Consider the following 18,772-nt stretch of genomic DNA (forward strand, 5'->3'; position numbering starts at 1 on the left):
CGCCATGCACCTTGATCCCACCCAGTTGAAGATCGTTGAACAACGTCTGTTATGGTTGTCGCATTGGATGATCCACCATGCCAACCACATCCGGCCAAAGGTGGATGGGATCAAGGTTGGTGGCCATCAGGCGTCGTCTGCTTCGATGGTGTCGATCATGACCGCGCTCTATTTTTCGGCCCTGCGCCCTGAAGACCGGGTGGCTGTCAAACCCCATGCCTCGCCGGTTTTCCATGCGATGCAGTATCTCATGGGCAATCAAACGCGCGAGAAGATGGAAAATTTCCGTGGTTTTGGCGGTGTGCAAAGCTATCCCAGCCGGACCAAGGATATCGACGACGTTGATTTTTCCACCGGGTCTGTGGGTTTGGGTGTCGCGATCACCTCGTTTGCCTCGATCATTCAGGATTACATCAAGGCCAAAAGCTGGGGCTCGGATGCTCCGATGGGGCGGATGGTGGCCCTTGTAGGCGACGCAGAACTGGACGAAGGCAATGTTTACGAGGCTTTGCAGGAAGGCTGGAAGAATGACCTGCGCAATACGTGGTGGATCGTTGATTACAACCGGCAATCCCTGGATGGTATCGTCCGCGAAGGTCTGTTCGAACGGATTGAAAAGATCTTCGATGCGTTCGGTTGGGATGTCGTGCGCGTGAAATATGGGGTTCTGCAACGCGCGGCCTTTGAAGAACCGGGTGGCGATCGCCTGCGCGACTGGATCGATGCGTGCCCCAACCAGGATTATTCGGCTTTGACCTTCATGGGGGGCGCAGTCTGGCGGCAGCGCCTGATGGACGATCTGGGGGATCAGGGGGATGTGACCGCTCTGATTGAACGGCGGACGGATGCAGAGCTGGCGGCGCTGATGGAAAACCTTGGCGGCAATTGCGTCGAGACCATGGCCCGGACATTTGCCGCCATTGATCATGATCGCCCGACCTGTTTCCTGGCCTACACCGTCAAAGGGTGGGGCACCCCCATCGCAGGTCACAAGGACAATCACGGCGGGCTGATGAACAACAGCCAGTTCGCCGCGTGGCAGTCGCATATGGGCGTGCCAGACGGCGAGGAATGGGAGCCGCTTGCGACAGTACAGGACCCCGCCGCATTCAAGGATTTTCTGGCCAGGGCACCGTTCTTTGCCAAGGGTCCGCGCCGCTATTTCGATGACAAGCTGGACATGCCAAGGATCGAGGTCGACACCAGCCGCGAAATCTCGACCCAGATGGCGTTTGGCAAGATCCTTGACGATCTGTCAAAAGGTGATGGCCCGTTGACCGAACGCATCGTGACAACCTCTCCGGATGTCACCGGCACGACTAACCTGGGGCCTTGGGTGAACAGGCGCAAGCTGTTTGCCCGATCCACGCAAGCCGATGCCTTCATAGAACATCGGATCCCTTCGACGGCGAAATGGGAATTCACGCCGGAAGGGCAGCATATCGAGCTTGGAATCGCCGAAATGAACCTGATGCTGCTTCTGGGAGCGGCAGGTCTGTCGCATTCCCTGTTTGGCAAACGGTTGATCCCGATCGGCACCGTCTATGACCCCTTTGTCAGTCGCGGCCTCGATGCGCTGAACTATGCCTGCTATCAGGATGCACGCTTTATTCTCGTTGGTACGCCGTCGGGCGTGACACTGGCGCCTGAAGGCGGAGCGCATCAATCCGTCGGCACACCGCTCATCGGGATGAGCCAGGACGGGCTGGCCGCATTTGAACCCGCCTTTGCTGATGAACTGGCGGTGATCATGGAATGGGCTTTCGACTATCTGCAACGCGACGGTGAAGGACAACCGGACGAGCGCACATGGCTGCGCGATGAAACCGGCGGTTCCGTCTATCTGCGTCTGACGACCAACCCGATTGAGCAGCCGGGCAAACGCGTGGATGACGAGTTTCGGCAGGGTGCCATTGACGGGGCCTATTGGTTGCGAAAACCGGGGCCCAATTGCGAAGTTGTAATCGCCTATCAAGGTGCTGTCGCGCCCGAGGCAATCAAGGCCGCCGGTATCATCGGCGAGGGCCGTCGCGATATCGGCGTTCTGGCCGTGACGTCCGCGGATCGGCTGAATGCCGGTTGGACGGCTGCACAACGCGCGCGGTCGCGCGGCAACCCCGCCGCACTATCCCACATCGAAACCCTGATGTCTGGCCTGCCGGCGCATTGCAATCTGGTCACCGTGATTGATGGGCATCCTGCAACATTGTCCTGGCTGGGCGCTGTGCGCGGTCATCAGACCATTCCGATGGGGGTCGAACATTTTGGCCAGACAGGAACGATCGGTGATCTCTATCGCCACCACTGTATTGATGCCGATGCCATCATCGAAAAAGTGAATGGCTTGACCCGTGGCAGAGTACTTCTTCGGGCGACAGGGGCTTGAGATTGGGTCAACAAGATCAGGAACGATCCCGCTCGGGCTCTTGTTTGACCCATGTCGCATCGACGACGGCCATGTCATCGAAATGATAGGCACGATTATGCGTGCCCGGTGCGTGTCTCTGACGCCCAACGGCAGGCAGCTGCCGGCAAGATGTTGAATTGTGTTCCCGCGTTGACCCAGGTTTGACGCGGCCCGGCCCTGACGGTTGCGTCAAGGTCCGACCTGTCAGGGTGTTCCCTTATGGGAAGCTTTTCGGCGAAAATGCCCGTTTTCCCGTCTATACAACCGGGATGGCAGCCGGTATGGGGCTGTCTTTACCCTTGGATGATCCGCTGATCGCAATTCCGCACAGCGCCTATCACCTGGCCGATACAAAGAACCACCACCGTGAAACAAACCATTGCAGATGCGCTAGCGCGCAAGGGCTATGATACATTGACCCAAGTTCAGCGAGCCGTCACCCTACCCGAGCTGGAAGGGCGCGACATGCTGGTGTCGGCCCAGACCGGATCAGGGAAGACCATTGGGTTTGGTCTGGCGATAGCGCACAGGGTGCTGGGCGATGAAGAAACGCTCGGCAAACCCGAAGCACCGTTGGCGCTGGTTGTCGCACCGACCCGCGAGCTGGCACTTCAGGTGAAACGGGAACTCGGCTGGTTGTATTCCGGAGCGGGAGCGTTTCTGGCCTCGTGCGTCGGGGGCATGGACATTCGGGATGAACGTCGCGCGTTGGCCCGAGGCGCTCATATCGTTGTGGCCACTCCGGGGCGACTTCGCGACCATATCAACCGAGGGTCAATCGATCTGACAGCTATCCGAGCGGTTGTCCTGGACGAAGCGGATGAAATGCTGGATCTGGGGTTCCGCGAGGATCTTGAGTTCATCCTTGATGAAACACCCGCGGATCGTCAGACCTTGTTGTTTTCTGCCACTGTGCCTCGCGCGATTGCCAATCTGGCCAAGCGGTATCAGCGCGACGCGGAACGTGTGAGCACGGTCGGCGAACAGACCCAGCATGCGGATATCGAGTATCGGGCCATGACGGTGGCGCCGCGTGATGGTGAAAACGCGATAATCAATGTGCTGCGATATTACGAGGCCCCCAATGCCATCGTTTTCTGCAACACCCGAGCAATGGTTTCGCGCCTGACCGCGCGCCTGTCGAACCGGGGGTTTTCGGTCGTGGCCCTGTCCGGTGAGCTGACCCAGAGCGAACGATCCAACGCGTTGCAGGCCATGCGCGATGGACGGGCCCGGGTCTGCGTCGCAACTGATGTTGCGGCCCGCGGCATCGATCTGCCCAACCTTGATCTGGTGGTCCATGCCGAACTGCCCAACAGCCATGAAACACTGCTGCACCGGTCTGGCCGCACGGGTCGCGCTGGGCGCAAGGGCGTCAGTGCTCTGATCGTCGCGCCATCATCGCGCAAAAGGGCAGAGCGCATTTTGAAATTTGCCAAGCTGACAGCAGAATGGGGATCGGCCCCGTCTGCCGACGAGGTGAACGAGCGTGATCAGGCTCGGATGCTGGCATCAGAGGACTGGCAGGTCGAGATCACGGAAAGCGAACGCCCGTCTGTTGAAAAACTGATTGCTCGCTTCACGCCCGAACAAATTGCAGCCGCTTACCTGAGGCAATACAAACTGCGCCATTCCGCCCCGGAAGAGCTGTCGGCGATCGATCAGAACGCCCCAAAGCCACGCGCATCTTTTGGGTCAGGCGTCTGGTTTTCATTGTCCGAAGGACGCAATCAGAATGCGTCTCCCCGTCATATGCTGCCGATGATCTGCAAGGCGGGCGATCTGACAAAAGACGACATCGGTGCCATCCGGATTGCCGAGGACGTAACTTATTTCGAAATCAGTGAAGCCAGTGTCGACCGCTTTCTGACCGCCATTGGTCCAGAGATGAAAATCGAAGAAACCAAAGACCTTGTGCGGTTGGACAAAGCACCGGACCTGTCGTCAACCGGTCGGTCCGGTCTCAAAAGAAAGTTCAAAGGCAGACCTACGGGACACAAAAAGGAAAACTCTCCGGCTGAGCGGAAAGCCCACCGCCGCCAATCCAAGCCCGAGGTTCAGCCTGCCCAGACCGTGCCCGCGACCGAAACCCGCCGAGCGTCGGATGACGACGCAAAAAGCCAGTTCAGCGCTTCGGGCGCAAAACCGAAAAAGCGCAAACCCGGCAGCGTTGAACAAAAAAGAGGTCGCTCCAAACCAGCCGGAGACGCGCCGAAAGGTCCACCGCCGCCAAAGGGCAAGCCAAACAGCAAGAAGAATCGTGCACGCGCGGCGGCCGTCAAATCCGCCAAGGGTGGCAACGCAGTTCCAAAACGTCGCAAATCCGGACCCAAGGGCAGTTGATTTCCGCCACGGACAAGGTCTGTCCTCTGGGCATTGGCAAGTGACCAGGTGCCGTGGATTTCGGTCACGGCATACACATGTGCTTAACAGTTGCGTGATTTTTCGGGGTTGGAGCAAACTAAGCTTTGCGCTTCTTGCCATCTCAACCGAATACTGTGGTACAGGACATTCTTTTCGGGGTTTTCATGCGGTTCAGTGTCGGCATTGCTGTATCTATGCTGGTCGCCGTATCCATCGGCGTGTCGACCTTCGTTGTTCATTCGCTGTGGTGGACGACCGCGCGTGACAACAGCCGCATGCTTGCCGCTGAGATCAACAGCCAGATCGCAAACGCGGTCCGCATCGAAGTCGGGGCAACCCTCAGATCCGCCGAAGCCGCATGGTCGGCGGTGCGCACGATCTTTGTACAGAATGTCATCGCAACACGGCAGGCCGATAAACGAGAGTTCGTCTTTCTGTCTCAGTTGCAGGCGCAACCGAATATTTCCTGGATTTTCTTCGGTTGGCCGGACGGCAATTTTTTCGCGTCGCATCGTTTGGGCGACAGCGGGCTTGAGATGATAGAGATCGACAAGGACATCCGCGACCGGAACTTGCGGACCGATCGATACATTTTTATTCCCGGGGATATTCAGTTCGAAGAAAGGACCTTTGTTCCGACCTCCTATGATCCTCGCGATCATGCCTGGTTCAACAATTTTATGTCCCTGGACACGATGGGATGGATCGAAGCACGCGATCTTCCGGGCAGTGACAAGACCGTATACGCATTTGCGGGGCCGATCGATGTCAACCGGGCACGGCAGGGTGTTCTTGCGGTCGCAATCGAAACCGACCGTTTGTCACGCTTTCTGGCGACGCTCGAGCCCGGCGAATTCGGAGCCGCCTTTATTCTGGATGCCGATGGCAAAGTAATTGCTGTTCCCGATGCAAAAGCGGACGAAGTTACACCGGCGCGCATGGGCGAGGGTGAGCTGTACGAGGTTGCCAAGATCTCGGGGGAAAAACTGTTGGGCGACCCGGATGGCAATACTGCGGGCAGTTCGACGAAACGCGTGGTGATCGATGGCGTCCCCTATGCGGTGGCCCTGACACCTTTGGGCTTTTACGGGTGGCGCGTCGCTACGGTCATTCCGGAGGCGGCGTTTTTGTCGGGTATCAATGCAACCTTGATAGACCTGATCTATATCCTGATCGGGGTCGTGATCGTCTCAACCGCTCTGGCGATCTGGTTGATCCGTCGAATTGTGGCCAATCCTTTGGCGCGCATTGCCGAGGATCTGAGCAAGATCGAACGCTTCGACGTCGAACGCATTCCACGCCGGCCTTCAAACCTGTCCGAGCTTGCCAATCTGTCTGCGGCAACGGCCAGCATGGCAGCAGGACTGTCCGCGTTCCGAAAATACGTGCCGACCGATCTTGTGAAGATGCTAGTCGCCGAGGGCATCAAAACGCAGCCCGGTGGCGAAATGAAGCAGATATCCGTATTGTTTTGCGATGTGACCGGATTCACCGGGTTGTCGGAAAAACTCGGCCCCAAAATCATCCAGTTGATGGAGCCTTTTTTCTCTGCGGCCGCAGCAGCCGTCGCGCGCCACGACGGGACGATCGACAAGTTCATGGGTGACGCGGTCATGGCGATCTGGGGGGCACCTCGCAAGGATGCGTTCCATGCCGAAAATGCTTGCCGCGCGGCACTGGATCTTGTCGCGACCGTGGAAGATGCGGGCATCAAAGACGAGGCCGGAAATTCCCTGCGTGTCAGGATCGGGTTGAACAGCGGTGAAGCTCTGGTTGGCAACATTGGGTCAGAGCAGCGGTTGAACTACACGGCGATCGGTGACGTCGTGAATGTGGCCAGCCGATTGGAAGGGGCCAACAAGGAGTATGGCACGCGTATTCTGATCGGCCCCGAGACCCGGCGCGAAGCAGGCGACGCAATTGTCGTCCGAGAGCTGGACACGCTCGCGGTCTTTGGCCGGACCGAGGAGCTGGTGGTCTATGAGCTGATTGCGATGGCCGACGGTTTCGAAGGATCCCTTGATTGGATCGAGACCTACGAACAAGGTCTTGCGCATTATCGTTCCGGCCGGTTCGAGCAGGCGATAGCTGCGTTTGAGGCCGCGGACAAAATGCGGGGCGGGGACCCAGTGTCCGTCGCCATGAAGTTGCGCGCAACGAAACTTTTGACCAACCCTCCCTCACGGGATTGGCGTGCGGTTACGCATACGGACAAGACGTGAGCGTGCAGGCCGTCAGAGCAAGCAATTCGCACCCGTGAACAGAAAGCTCTGAGTGCGCGGCAGAGGTTTTCGGGCCGTCGTATCGTTTGCGCAGCGAAGATGAGAGTGAAATCCGGAAATCAGGGTGCAATGGCAGAAAAAGCCTTCAAAGATTTCCGCAGAAAGACACTGTTGACATTAGATTTTGTATTTTGGATACATTAGACAGAGGGATCGCGACGACCTGTGCTGTCACTGAATGCTCTGGCGACAAAGAGCCATGCGATTGTCTTTATAAGTCCTTTTCTGGGAGAAAATCATGAACCTCAAACTTCTGGCCGCAACCACTGCGATCGCCCTGACGGGTGCCGTGGCGCAGGCAAATACACTTGTATATTGTTCCGAAGGATCACCTGAAGGGTTCGATCCTGCGCTGTACACCGCAGGGACGACCTTTGATGCGTCTTCTCATCCAATCTACAATCGGTTGCTTGAATTTGAAACGGGCACGACCAATGTGGTCCCCGGCCTGGCCGAAAGTGTCGAGGCCAGCGATGATGGTCTGGAATACACTTTCAAGCTGCGCCAGGGCGTCAAGTTCCACTCGAATGACGATTTCACGCCGACCCGCGATTTCAACGCGGATGACGTGATTTTCACCTTCATGCGTCAGAAAGACGAAAACCACCCTTATCATCAAGTGTCAGGGGGAACCTGGGAATATTTCCAGGGTATGGGGATGCCTGATCTGGTCGAGTCCATCGAAAAGATCGACGACTACACGGTGAAATTTACCCTGTCCAAGCCCGAAGCACCGTTTGTCGCCAATATGGCGATGGACTTTGCCTCGATCGTGTCGGCGGAATACGCTGCGGCAATGATGGAAGCCGGTACGCCGGAAAAACTGAATACGGCACCCATCGGCACCGGACCTTTCTCGTTCGTGGCATATCAAAAAGACGCGGTGATCCGATACGCGGCCAATGATGCGTATTGGAAAAACCCAGCGCAGGTCGAAAACCTGATCTTTGCCATCACGCCGGATGCATCTGTGCGCTATCAAAAGCTGAAAGCAGGCGAATGTCATGTGATGCCCTATCCGAACCCTGCCGACATTCAGGCAATGAAGGATGATCCGGACATCAACATGCTGGAACAAGAGGGCCTGAACGTTGGTTATCTGGCCTACAACACCACCATGGCGCCATTCGACAATCCGAAGGTGCGCAAAGCGCTGAACATGGCGATCGACAAGCAGGCGATCATCGACGTGGTCTTCCAGGGTTCGGGCCAAGTGGCCAAGAACCCGATCCCGCCTACCATGTGGGGCTACAACGACGCCATCGTGGACGACCCCTATGATCCCGAAGCGGCCAAGGCCATGCTTGAGGCCGAAGGTGTTTCGGACCTGTCGATGAAAATCTGGGCCATGCCCGTCCAGCGCCCCTACAACCCCAATGCCCGTCGCATGGCCGAGTTGATCCAGGCGGATTTCGCCAAGATCGGTGTGGGCGTCGAAATCGTCTCGTACGAATGGGGTGAATACCTGTCTCGGTCGAAAGAACTGAACCGGGACGGTGCCGTTCTGCTGGGCTGGACCGGGGACAATGGCGACCCGGACAACTTCCTGGCGGTTTTGCTGGGCTGTGACGGTGTCGAAGCATCCAACCGGGCGCAATGGTGCCATCAGCCATTCGAAGACCTGATCCTGAAGGCCAAACAAAGCACGGATCAGGCCGAGCGGACCAAACTGTACGAAGAAGCGCAGGTTGTGTTCAAAGAGCAGGCTCCGTGGGCAACCATCGCGCATTCGGTCGTTTACATGCCCATGAGCAACAAGGTGCAAGGCTATAAGGTGCACCCTCTGGGCGGTCACATCTTCTATGGTGTGAGCGTCGAATAAACCACCACTTACAAACCGGAGCCACCAGATTGGTGGCTCCGGCTTTCTTATTGAGGAGATCGGGCAGAATGCCGGATTTGTCCGAATACCGCCAATTGGCAATGGATATGTCAGTGGACGCAGTGGCCCTGGTGCCCGGTCCGAATTTCACCCGCGTATTGGGCAAATCCTTCATGAGCCACGAGCGCCCTTTTGTCGTGGTGATTCCGGCGCTGGGTGATCCGGCGGCGGTCGTGCCCAATCTGGAACTCGCTTCATGGGATCTGGTCGGATTTGAGGGTGCCGTGTTCGACTGGCGCGATCAGACCGGCTATGACGGCGCCTTTTCCGCGCTGGCAGCGCATAGTCCGATCAGATCGCTGGCCGTCGAAGGTCAGGTGATGCGGTTTTTCGTGTCAGACGCGTTTACCCGCGCATTTCCGGATCTGCGGATTGTGGACGGCGAACGCGAAATCTCAGGCCTTCGCATCATCAAAACCGAAGAAGATATCGCCGCGCTGCAAGCGGCCATCGATATTTCGGAACGCGCGTTGGAGCGTGTGATCGCAGATGTACGCGCAGGTCAGACCGAAAAACAGATCGAACAGGCGCTGATACAGGCGCTTTTTGCGGAAGGCGCCGAGTCGTTGGCCTTTTCCCCCATCGTGGCTGCGGGGGACAACTCGGCACGACCGCACGGCAAGGCGCGCGCCGACTACCGGATCAAGGCAGGCGATGCCTTGCTGTTCGACTTTGGCGCTCGAAAACATGGTTTTGCGGCCGACATCACGCGAACTTTTTTCGTTCGGGACGTCACGGACGAAGGCCGGGATGTCTACGACACGGTTTTGCGCGCCAACAAAGCCGGGTTCGAAGCCTGCCGCCCCGGCGTGACAGCGCATGACATCGACGACGCCGTCACAGGCGTGCTTGAGGCCTCGCCCTTTTCCGATCGTATCCGGACCAAGACAGGTCACGGTCTGGGCCGGGACGTGCATGAGGCGCCGTATATCATGCGCGGCAACCGCCAGAAAATCCTGCCGGGCATGGTCTGGACCAACGAACCCGGTCTGTATGCATTGGACAAGTTCGGCGTTCGCATAGAAGATGACGTTCTTGTCACCGGGGATGGCTGTCGGTCACTGACCCGCTTTCCCAAAGAACTTACAATCATAGGTCGCTGATGCTTGGCTATTTCCTCACCCGCCTTGGCCTGTTTGTTCCGACATTTCTGGGCGTGACGCTGATTTCGTTCATGTTCATCCGGGTGCTGCCCGGCGATCCGATCATCGTGATGGCCGGTGAACGCGGCATGACGGAAGAACGTTATCAGGAAATGGTCGAAAAGCTGGGTTTCGACAAGCCGGTGTTGCAGCAGTATTGGGATTACCTCACCGGAGTGCTTCAAGGTGATCTGGGCGAAAGCTTTGTCACCAGGAAACCCGTATGGGATGAGTTCTTTTCGCTGTTCCCCGCAACGCTGGAGTTGTCGCTGTGCGCCATGATCTTTGCCGTTGCGCTGGGTCTGCCGACAGGTGTGATCGCGGCGGTGAACCGAGGGAAGTTCTTTGACCGGGCGCTGATGTCCTCGGCGCTGGTCGGGTACTCGATGCCCATCTTCTGGTGGGCGCTGCTGTTGATCATCATATTCTCGGGCAATCTGGGCTGGACGCCGGTCTCGGGCCGCATCGACCTGTTGTATTACTTTCCCAGCGTCACGGGCTTCATGCTGATCGACAGCCTGTTGTCGGGTCAGGAAGGGGCATTCGGATCGGCCGTGCGCCATCTGATCCTGCCGACGATTGTGCTGGGAACGATTCCGCTGGCGGTCATCGCACGCCAGACCCGGTCGGCGATGCTGGAAGTGCTGGGCGAAGATTACATCCGCACCGCGCGCGCCAAGGGTTTGTCACCAACGCGGATCAATGGATTGCACGCGCTGCGAAACGCTTTGATTCCGGTTGTTACGGTGATCGGCCTGTCGGTGGGCACATTGCTGGCGGGGGCCATTCTGACCGAAACCATCTTCAGTTGGCCGGGCATAGGAAAGTGGATGGTCGACAGCATCTTTCGCCGTGACTACCCGGTTGTTCAGGGCGGATTGCTGATGATCGCGGTGATCGTGATGCTGGTGAACCTGCTGGTCGATGTCCTTTATGGCATCATCAACCCCAAAATTCGGAGGCGGTGATGGCCGAACTATCCTCAACCCCGCCCAGTACGGAAGACCGCCCCAGCGCCCTGCGCGAGTTCTGGTACTACTTCAGCGAAAACCGCGGCGCTGTCATCGGGCTTTGGGTTTTTGCAGCCTTTGTGTTTTGTGCCGCCTTTGCGCCCCTTCTGGCCCCCTATGACCCGACCGAGCAGTTCCGCGATCATATCCTGCAACCGCCTGCTTGGCAGGAGGGCGGAAGCTGGGCTTTCCCGTTGGGTACCGATCCGCTGGGTCGGGACATGCTGTCGCGCCTGATCATGGGCTCGCGCTATTCCTTCTTTGTCGGAATCGTCGTCGTCTGTGTGGCCGTATCGGGTGGCGTGATGATTGGCCTGCTGTCGGGCTTTGCTCCCAAATGGGTCGATACGCTGATCATGCGGGTGATGGATATCGTTCTGGCCTTTCCATCGCTGCTGTTGGCACTGGTGCTGGTGGCCATCCTTGGCCCGTCGCTGACCAACGCGATGATCGCCATCGCCATCGTTTTCCAACCCCACTACGTGCGCCTGACCCGCGCGTCGGTTCTGGCGGAACGTCAGAAGGATTATGTCACTTCGGCGCGCGTGGCCGGTGCTGGCAGGTCACGGTTGATGTTCATCACCGTGCTGCCCAATTGTCTGGCACCCATCATCGTACAGGCGGCGTTGTCCTTTTCGACAGCAATTCTGGATGCAGCTGCCTTGGGCTTTCTGGGCATGGGCGCGCAGCCGCCCACTCCGGAATGGGGCACCATGCTGGCCGAAGCGCGCGAATTCATACTGCGCGCCTGGTGGGTGGTTACTTTCCCCGGTCTGGCGATTCTTGTCACCGTTCTTGCCATCAACCTGATGGGTGATGGCCTGCGTGATGCGCTTGACCCGAAACTGAAACGGAGCTGATGGCATGAGCCTTTTGCAGATCCGCAACCTGACTGTTGAATTCGCCACGGCCTCGGGCAAGTTCCGCGCCGTGGACGGTGTCGATCTGTCGGTCGACAGGGGCGAGCTGATGGCCATCGTCGGCGAAAGCGGCTCGGGCAAGTCGGTGTCGATGCTGGCGCTGATGGGGTTGTTGCCCTGGACCGCGACGATCACCGCTGACGAGATGCGCTTTGAGGGGGTGGATCTGGCCGGGCTTTCGGCCCGTGAGCGCCGCAAGATCATCGGCAAGGACATGGCAATGATCTTTCAGGAGCCGATGTCGTCGCTGAACCCCTGTTTCACGGTGGGATTCCAGATCAAAGAGGCCCTGCGCATCCATCTTGGTTTGAACCGCAAGGACCGCCACCAGCGCGCGATTGAACTGTTCGACCAGGTCGGCATCCCGGCTCCGGAAAGCCGCCTGAACACCTTTCCACACCAGATGTCAGGGGGCATGAACCAGCGCGTCATGATCGCGATGGCCATCGCCTGCAAGCCCAAGCTGTTGATTGCGGACGAACCGACCACTGCGCTGGATGTCACCATTCAGGCGCAGATACTCGACCTGCTGGTTCGGTTGCGGGACGAACACGATATGGGCCTTGTGCTGATCACTCATGACATGGGGGTGGTGGCCGAAACCGCCGAACGGGTTCAGGTGCAATATGCCGGACAAAAAGTCGAAGAGCAGCCCGTGCGCGATTTGTTCCGCACGCCGCGTCATCCCTACACATCCGCCCTGCTGAGCGCTTTGCCCGAGCGCGCGACCTCCAAGATCCTCCCGACGATTCCCGGCGTTGTGCCGGGTCAATTCGATCGCCCCGCAGGGTGCTTGTTCAGCCCGCGATGCCGGTTCGCTGATGCAACTTGCGCCGAAATACCGCCGACCCCTCATGCCGATGCCTTCGGCAAGGCACGTTGTCACCACGTTGAAAAAATTGCGGCCGGAGAATTGGCATGACCGACCCCATCGTTCAGGCGAAAGATCTGACCCGGTTTTACACGGTGAAGGGCGGCTTGCTGTCCAAATCAGCGACGGTAAAGGCTCTTTCGGGGGTGGATTTCGAACTGAAACCGGGAAAGACTCTGGCCATCGTCGGAGAGTCCGGCTGTGGCAAGTCAACACTGGCGCGATTGGTCACGATGATTGAAGAGCCGACGTCGGGCAGGCTGACGATTGACGGTGTCGACATTACCCCGTCGCGGTGGAGCAAGATGCGGGAAACGGTGCAAATCGTGTTCCAGGATCCGTATGGATCGCTGAATCCACGTCAACGCATCGGCCAGATCTTGCAGGAACCGCTGATCATCAATCGCCCGGACATGTCCGCCGCAGACCGCGAGGCACAAGCGCGCGACACGATCGAGATGGTGGGATTGCGGCCCGAGCATTATGATCGCTATCCACATATGTTCTCTGGCGGGCAGCGTCAGCGTATCGCCATTGCACGCGCGCTTATGTTGAATCCCAGGGTCCTGGTTCTGGATGAACCGGTTTCGGCACTGGACGTCTCGATCCAGTCACAGATCCTGAACCTGCTTGTGGATTTGCAAGAACGGCTTGACCTCGCCTATCTGTTCATTTCGCATGATCTTTCCGTGGTCCGGCATTTTGCCGACGACGTGATCGTGATGTATCTGGGGCGCGCTGTTGAAAAGGCGCCCAAAGAACAGCTGTTCGCCGCGCCGCGCCACCCCTATTCCAAGGCGTTGCTGTCCACGACGCCCCGGGCCGACCCCACGGCCCGAAAAGAACGGATCAAGCTTGAGGGCGAACTGCCGTCGCCGATGAATATTCCAAAAGGTTGCGCCTTTGCGCAAAGATGTTGGCTGGCAACCGATCAGTGCAGGGCAACATTGCCTGAACTGGCCGGAGAAACGCATCAGGTCGCGTGTCTGTACCCCTTGTAGTGCAAGTAGGTTTTTGCGTGGCGTGAGGCAGTGGCAAACAGGGCGGTCGCAATAGAAGCGACGTTGACTTCTTGTGGGAGAACCACCCCGCCAAGGCGCTGGCAGGAACGGCGCGCAGGCGTGGGCGACCATGCCACATGTTTGTGTCGCTACCGCCGAAGACCGCAATCTTCCAACCCGTGCGCAAGACAGGACCGTTCGTGTTCCCAGATGCGGCCCGAGCTGCCCATATCCCTTGGGGGCTTGGGCCTGATGATTTCGATGCACGGACGCGCGTGATGAGAATACTCCGCCCCTCTTCCGGTCAGGTCTTGCCCGGAGAAGGGAGCCATGTGCCAGGCCGAATGCAGGGGCTACTCTGCCACTTCCGCCGAGGGTTCGTGTTTTTTGAATTGCTGATCGAACAGGTTGCGGAAGGCTCCGTTCTTTTTCATCAACTCGTCCAGATTGCCCTGTTCCACGATCGAGCCATCCTGAACCACGATAATCTTATCCGCTTCCAGAACAGTCGAAAGTCGGTGCGCAATGACGACGACGGTTACATCCTTTGTCAGGGTGTCCAGAGCCTTTTTGACAAGCGATTCCGATTCAGCGTCCAGCGCGCTTGTGGCCTCGTCCAAAAGCAGGATCTCGGAATTTCTCAGTATTGCGCGTGCAATCGCAATTCGCTGTTTCTGACCACCTGACAGGAATGTTCCGTTTTCGCCGACTTGCGTTTCGTACCCTTCCGGCAGGTCCATGATGAACTCGTGCGCATGTGCGGCTTTGGCCGCGGCAATGACCTCTTCCTCGGTTGCGTCAGGGGCCGAGCAGCGCAGGTTGTCCATGATCGACGTCGAAAACAGAAACGTATCCTGACCGACATAAGAGATTTTTTTTCGCAGGGACGCAAAGCTGACCTCGCGCAGGTCCTGGCCATCAATCTCGACGCTGCCCTGATCGGGATCGTAGAACCGCATGATCAGCCCGAATATCGTAGACTTGCCACCGCCGGACTGACCGACGAGCGCGGTGGTCTTGCCGGCCTCGAACGTGATATTCATGTCTTCAATTACAGGTACGGCACCTTGATAGCCGAAAGTCACATCACGCAACGTGATCTGGCCGGGGCCTTCGATCAGGTCATGGGCCTCGGGGCTTTCCACCATCGTGTCGTCCTGATCCAGCAGGCCGAACAACATGCTGATACCAACCATGCAGGTTTCGATCTGAACGCGCATTTTCGACAAGCGCTTGGCCGGCTCATAGGCCATGAGCAACGCCGTGATAAAGGACATCAACTGGCCTGCGCTGGGTTGTTCCGTACCTGCGATTCCCATCGTGCTGACCACTAGTACACCCGCCACGGCGAGGCCGGCCAGAAACTCCATGAGAGGGCTGGCAATGGACTGCAACTTGGCGATATCGTTCGACCGCTGTTCAACTTTCCGGATGGCCGTGTCCATGCGGTTGATCATCCGGTCTTCGAGCGAGAAGACCTTGATGACCTTGATCCCTGCCGAGGTCTCTTGCAGCACCCGAATGATTTCCGCCAGTGACTTGAATTCGGCCTGCATGATCGTGCGTACGCTCTTCAGCAGATAGCGAACACCCAACAGGGCAATCGGACCCACCACAAAGAACAAGATGGACAGAACGGGCTGTTGATACACCATGACAGCAACCAGCCCGACCAGAGTCAGAGCGTCTCGGACAAACCCGGTGACCAGCACATCGATCAGGTTTCTGGCTGCCTGCGCGCCATGGGTGGTGCGCATCAGAAGGTCCGACGATTCATTGGTCGAAAAGAACGCGACCCCATGTTTGAGCAGTTTGCGGTAAACCTTGTCCTGTTGTTCCGCCACGATCCGATTGCCTGCGCGGGCAAGGTAAATAGCCTGAATATAGGATGCGACCGCTTTGACCAGAAACAGGAGGACAACCCCCAGCGCAATCACATGTGCCCAACCCTTCAAGTCGGGGCTGGTCATGGCATCGACAATGTATTCCATCATATATGCGGAGCCGGCCGTGGTGACCGCCACGGCAATCATTGCCAGAACCGCAATACCATACAGCTTGCCTTGCGCGTAAAAGCTTTCACCTACAAGGCGGCCCATATAGCCTGATCGCCACTTGTTCCAGGCGCGCTTTATCATTGCGTTCTCCAAATCGTGAAACTGTGCGCACGCTCAGTTAACCTATATTTTGTCGGGCCTAAAGGACAGATGCCAAGCTGCAGCAGAGCGGCCCATCCCGACCATCTGAGCTGTACGCCCGCTAAATAATGGCTGGTTGACGATCGGACAAGAGTTGGAAAGCGCAACGACAACCGCGATTTGCCCCTTTGTACGCGCGCAGACAGGGTTGGTGGCGCGACAGGATCCGCAAAAAACGCCTTAAAATACGGGCTGTTTTGCCACAAACGAGTCGTGTGTCCGGCATAGATCCGCTGACAGGAGGCCGTAATTCCTGACTTTGAACACGTGTTGATCCGAAACCAGACAGGGGACGAGCACAAGCATCGTATCCGATCCCGGGGCCGGTTGCGTGAAATCGAAATTCAGCGCTGCAGCCAGGTCTCTCAGGTGTTGCCGTCACCCCTCTTCCTGCAAATACGCGAGAAGGTTAACAATATCCTCGTCCTTTTTCAGACCGCGAAACTGCATTCGATTGCCCTGAAGATACCCTTTGGGATCCGACAGGAACGCGCTCAGGGTTTCATGGGTCCAGACGATGTCGGAACTTTCCAGCGCTGTCGAATACTTGAATCCCTCGGCCTGACCGGCCTTTGTGCCGAGAATGCCGTGCAGGGACGGGCCAACACCATGGCTGCCTTCTTTCAATTTGTGGCAAGCGCTGCACTTGCGAAACACCTTTTTGCCGGCCGTCACGTCACCCTGAACAGCTACGGCAGCAACAACCTCTGTGGTTTCCGATGCCGTCGCGGCCTGCTCTTCATCCGTGTAAAAGATCAGCCGGGCGGTAATCGGTACCGTTCGGGTGATGCCGGGCAGGCTTGCCAATTCCATAAGCTTGTCCACGCCGGCGTTGACCCCGGCGTCTTCCGTGCTGAGAAACACCATGTCGTTTGTCGAAACAAGCACTGACGTCTCGGACAAGCGTGCGATGAACATTTCCGCGTCAAACTCAACTTCCGTGCCGGCCAGCGAAAGCACGGAAGCAGCATCTACAGTAGTGGTTTCACCCACGGCCAGCCCTGAAACCTTTGCCATGTCGAATTCGGCCGTCAGGCGCGCAGTGGGTGCTTGGCGGAATACAAATTCGATCACCCGTTCGTTGCGAATATCTATGTTGGTCTCGACCGAGGACAGGTCGATCTCGATTTCGGCCATGCCCTCCTGCGTCACGTGTCCTCTCAGGTTGGTGAAGCTGTTGACCTCGCCCACCGCGTTTTTCTTGATCGTTCCATAGGCCAGATGCGAGCGATCGGACTCCAGTGTCCAACCCGCTGCCCATATGGGTGTTGCAACAATTGCCGACGCAAACGTGACTGCCTTCAACAGAAGTTTCATTTCTTTCCTCCGCGGTTTATGTCAGTTTTGGCCCTGCGGGCCGGGTCCGTTTCTGACAAACACACACAGGTCGCGTTTTATTCGATGAGTGCCGAGATGACTTCCGAACAGGCCGTTCGTGACGCCGTACAGATGCACTCAAGACGCGTCTGGCGGTTTGCTCTGGCGTTGTCGGGGGCATCAGATGTGGCGGACGATCTGGTGCAGGCCACATGCCTCCGTGCGCTCGAGCGGCATCATCAGGTAACGTCGCATGATCGTCTGGACAGTTGGCTGATGACGATCTGCCGGTCAATCTGGTTGAACGAAGTGCGGTCTCGTTCCGTCCGGCGGGCGCAGGTGCTGTCCGTGACCCCAGAATCGGAACTGGTCGCAACTTTGCCGGATTCAGAAACGAATATTTTTGCGGCTGAAGTGTTTACTCAAGTGATGCAGCTGCCAGAAGCGCAGCGGGAAACGGTCATGCTTGTGTTCGTCGAAGGGTACAGCTACCGCGAAACCGCTGCATTGCTGGACGTTCCCATCGGCACAATCATGAGCCGGCTATCGAATGCCCGGCGGAAACTGAAAACCGTGATGCAGTTTGAGGCGGCAGACGCCGCGCGACGGAGTGGCAAATGACGTTTTCCGACGAGACGCTGTTGGCGTATCTGGAAGGCACGCTGGATGAGGCTCAGAGCCGCGCCATCGAGGCCGCGGTTGAGGATGATGTCGAGCTTGAACGCCGCCTGATGGCGCTGGATCCGTTTGCGCCTGTCGTTCGGCAGGTCTTTGAGACACTGCCCACCGCGGCGCCGAAGGTCGATTTGCCGGAACCCGTGGCGCGAAACACCAATGGCGGGTTTCTGCGCCTTCTGGCCGTGGCCGCGGGCGTCGGGGTTGCAGCCGTTGCCCTGACATTCTGGGCGACGCGTCCGGCGGAACTGGGCTGGGCGCAGCAAGCGGCGATCTATCAGTCGCTTTATGTGCCCGAGACGATTGTCTCGCTGGACAGTTCCGAGGCATCGCTGGACAAGCAGTTCGCGATGGCCGAGGCAGCACTTGGCAGGTCTCTGAACCGTGAAGCGCTGGACTCCCTGCCAGGGTTGGAGTTGAAGCGAGCACAGGTTCTTTCGTTCAAGGGAAAGCCTTTGGTTCAGGTCGTTTTCGCCGATGAGCAGGGTCAACCTTTTGCCTTCTGTGTTATCCGCCAGGGGCCGAACGCCCCGAAGGCAGAGGTCAAACAGGCCACTCTGAGCGGTTTGGCAACAGCGACCTGGGCACAGGATGGCTATGGTTACATGCTGCTGGGCAGCTCTCCGCAGACCGATTTGAGCAGCGAACTGGATGTTCTGACCCGAACCTTTGCGGGCTGACGGAATACCCCTTGTGAACCAAC

At 57.9% G+C, this 18,772-nt stretch carries 13 protein-coding genes; 11 read left to right on the plus strand and 2 right to left on the minus strand.

Translation table 11 applies throughout. The features are described from left to right. Window positions 1-4: 4 nt before the first annotated feature. The 9 genes from ACR0E2_RS14780 (at window position 5) to ACR0E2_RS14820 (ending at window position 13,879) form a co-directional block, all read left to right on the plus strand. Window positions 5-2,386: a 1-deoxy-D-xylulose-5-phosphate synthase N-terminal domain-containing protein gene (locus ACR0E2_RS14780; RefSeq protein WP_480446916.1), complete on the plus strand. Its 2,382-nt coding sequence runs from the start codon at window positions 5-7 to the stop codon at window positions 2,384-2,386. A gap of 387 nt (window positions 2,387-2,773) precedes the next feature. Then, window positions 2,774-4,750, plus strand: coding sequence for a DEAD/DEAH box helicase (locus ACR0E2_RS14785; protein WP_480446917.1), 1,977 nt, complete (start codon window positions 2,774-2,776; stop codon window positions 4,748-4,750). Between the two features lie 155 nt (window positions 4,751-4,905). Next, complete coding sequence (locus ACR0E2_RS14790; protein WP_480446918.1) at window positions 4,906-6,993, plus strand: adenylate/guanylate cyclase domain-containing protein; 2,088 nt, start codon at window positions 4,906-4,908, stop codon at window positions 6,991-6,993. 298 nt (window positions 6,994-7,291) lie between these two features. Continuing rightward, complete coding sequence (locus tag ACR0E2_RS14795; RefSeq protein ID WP_480446919.1) at window positions 7,292-8,875, plus strand: ABC transporter substrate-binding protein; 1,584 nt, start codon at window positions 7,292-7,294, stop codon at window positions 8,873-8,875. 68 nt (window positions 8,876-8,943) lie between these two features. After that, a complete protein-coding gene (locus ACR0E2_RS14800) occupies window positions 8,944-10,038 on the plus strand; it encodes a M24 family metallopeptidase (protein ID WP_480446920.1) in 1,095 nt (364 codons plus the stop codon). Continuing rightward, window positions 10,038-11,045, plus strand: coding sequence for an ABC transporter permease subunit (locus tag ACR0E2_RS14805; RefSeq protein ID WP_480446921.1), 1,008 nt, complete (start codon window positions 10,038-10,040; stop codon window positions 11,043-11,045). Before ACR0E2_RS14800 ends, ACR0E2_RS14805 begins: the two co-directional genes overlap by 1 nt. Further along, window positions 11,045-11,947 carry an ABC transporter permease subunit gene (locus ACR0E2_RS14810; protein ID WP_480446922.1) on the plus strand — a complete coding sequence of 301 codons (903 nt, stop codon included), beginning with the start codon at window positions 11,045-11,047 and terminating at the stop codon, window positions 11,945-11,947. Before ACR0E2_RS14805 ends, ACR0E2_RS14810 begins: the two co-directional genes overlap by 1 nt. Window positions 11,948-11,951: 4 nt before the next feature. Beyond that, window positions 11,952-12,929, plus strand: a complete 978-nt coding sequence (locus ACR0E2_RS14815; RefSeq protein WP_480446923.1) for an ABC transporter ATP-binding protein — start codon at window positions 11,952-11,954, stop codon at window positions 12,927-12,929. Then, window positions 12,926-13,879, plus strand: a complete 954-nt coding sequence (locus ACR0E2_RS14820; RefSeq protein WP_480446924.1) for an ABC transporter ATP-binding protein — start codon at window positions 12,926-12,928, stop codon at window positions 13,877-13,879. The genes ACR0E2_RS14815 and ACR0E2_RS14820 overlap by 4 nt, the downstream gene beginning before the upstream one ends. Window positions 13,880-14,232: 353 nt before the next feature. Here the strand turns inward: ACR0E2_RS14820 and ACR0E2_RS14825 are convergent, their stop codons facing one another. After that, window positions 14,233-16,017: an ABC transporter ATP-binding protein gene (locus ACR0E2_RS14825; protein ID WP_152460557.1), complete on the minus strand. Its 1,785-nt coding sequence runs from the start codon at window positions 16,015-16,017 to the stop codon at window positions 14,233-14,235. A gap of 438 nt (window positions 16,018-16,455) precedes the next feature. Further along, the gene (locus ACR0E2_RS14830; protein WP_480446925.1) at window positions 16,456-17,394 is read right to left on the minus strand and encodes a c-type cytochrome; all 939 of its coding nucleotides are present in this window, start codon (window positions 17,392-17,394) and stop codon (window positions 16,456-16,458) included. An 18-nt stretch (window positions 17,395-17,412) separates the two neighbouring features. Here ACR0E2_RS14830 and ACR0E2_RS14835 point away from each other — a divergent pair, with 18 nt between their 5' ends. Next, window positions 17,413-18,015 (plus strand): RNA polymerase sigma factor, encoded by a 603-nt coding sequence (locus ACR0E2_RS14835; RefSeq protein WP_480446926.1) that lies wholly within the window; start codon window positions 17,413-17,415, stop codon window positions 18,013-18,015. After that, window positions 18,012-18,749: a hypothetical protein gene (locus ACR0E2_RS14840; RefSeq protein ID WP_480446927.1), complete on the plus strand. Its 738-nt coding sequence runs from the start codon at window positions 18,012-18,014 to the stop codon at window positions 18,747-18,749. The genes ACR0E2_RS14835 and ACR0E2_RS14840 overlap by 4 nt, the downstream gene beginning before the upstream one ends. Window positions 18,750-18,772 lie beyond the last annotated feature (23 nt).

The sequence above is a fragment of the Ruegeria sp. A4 genome (genome assembly GCF_056543025.1).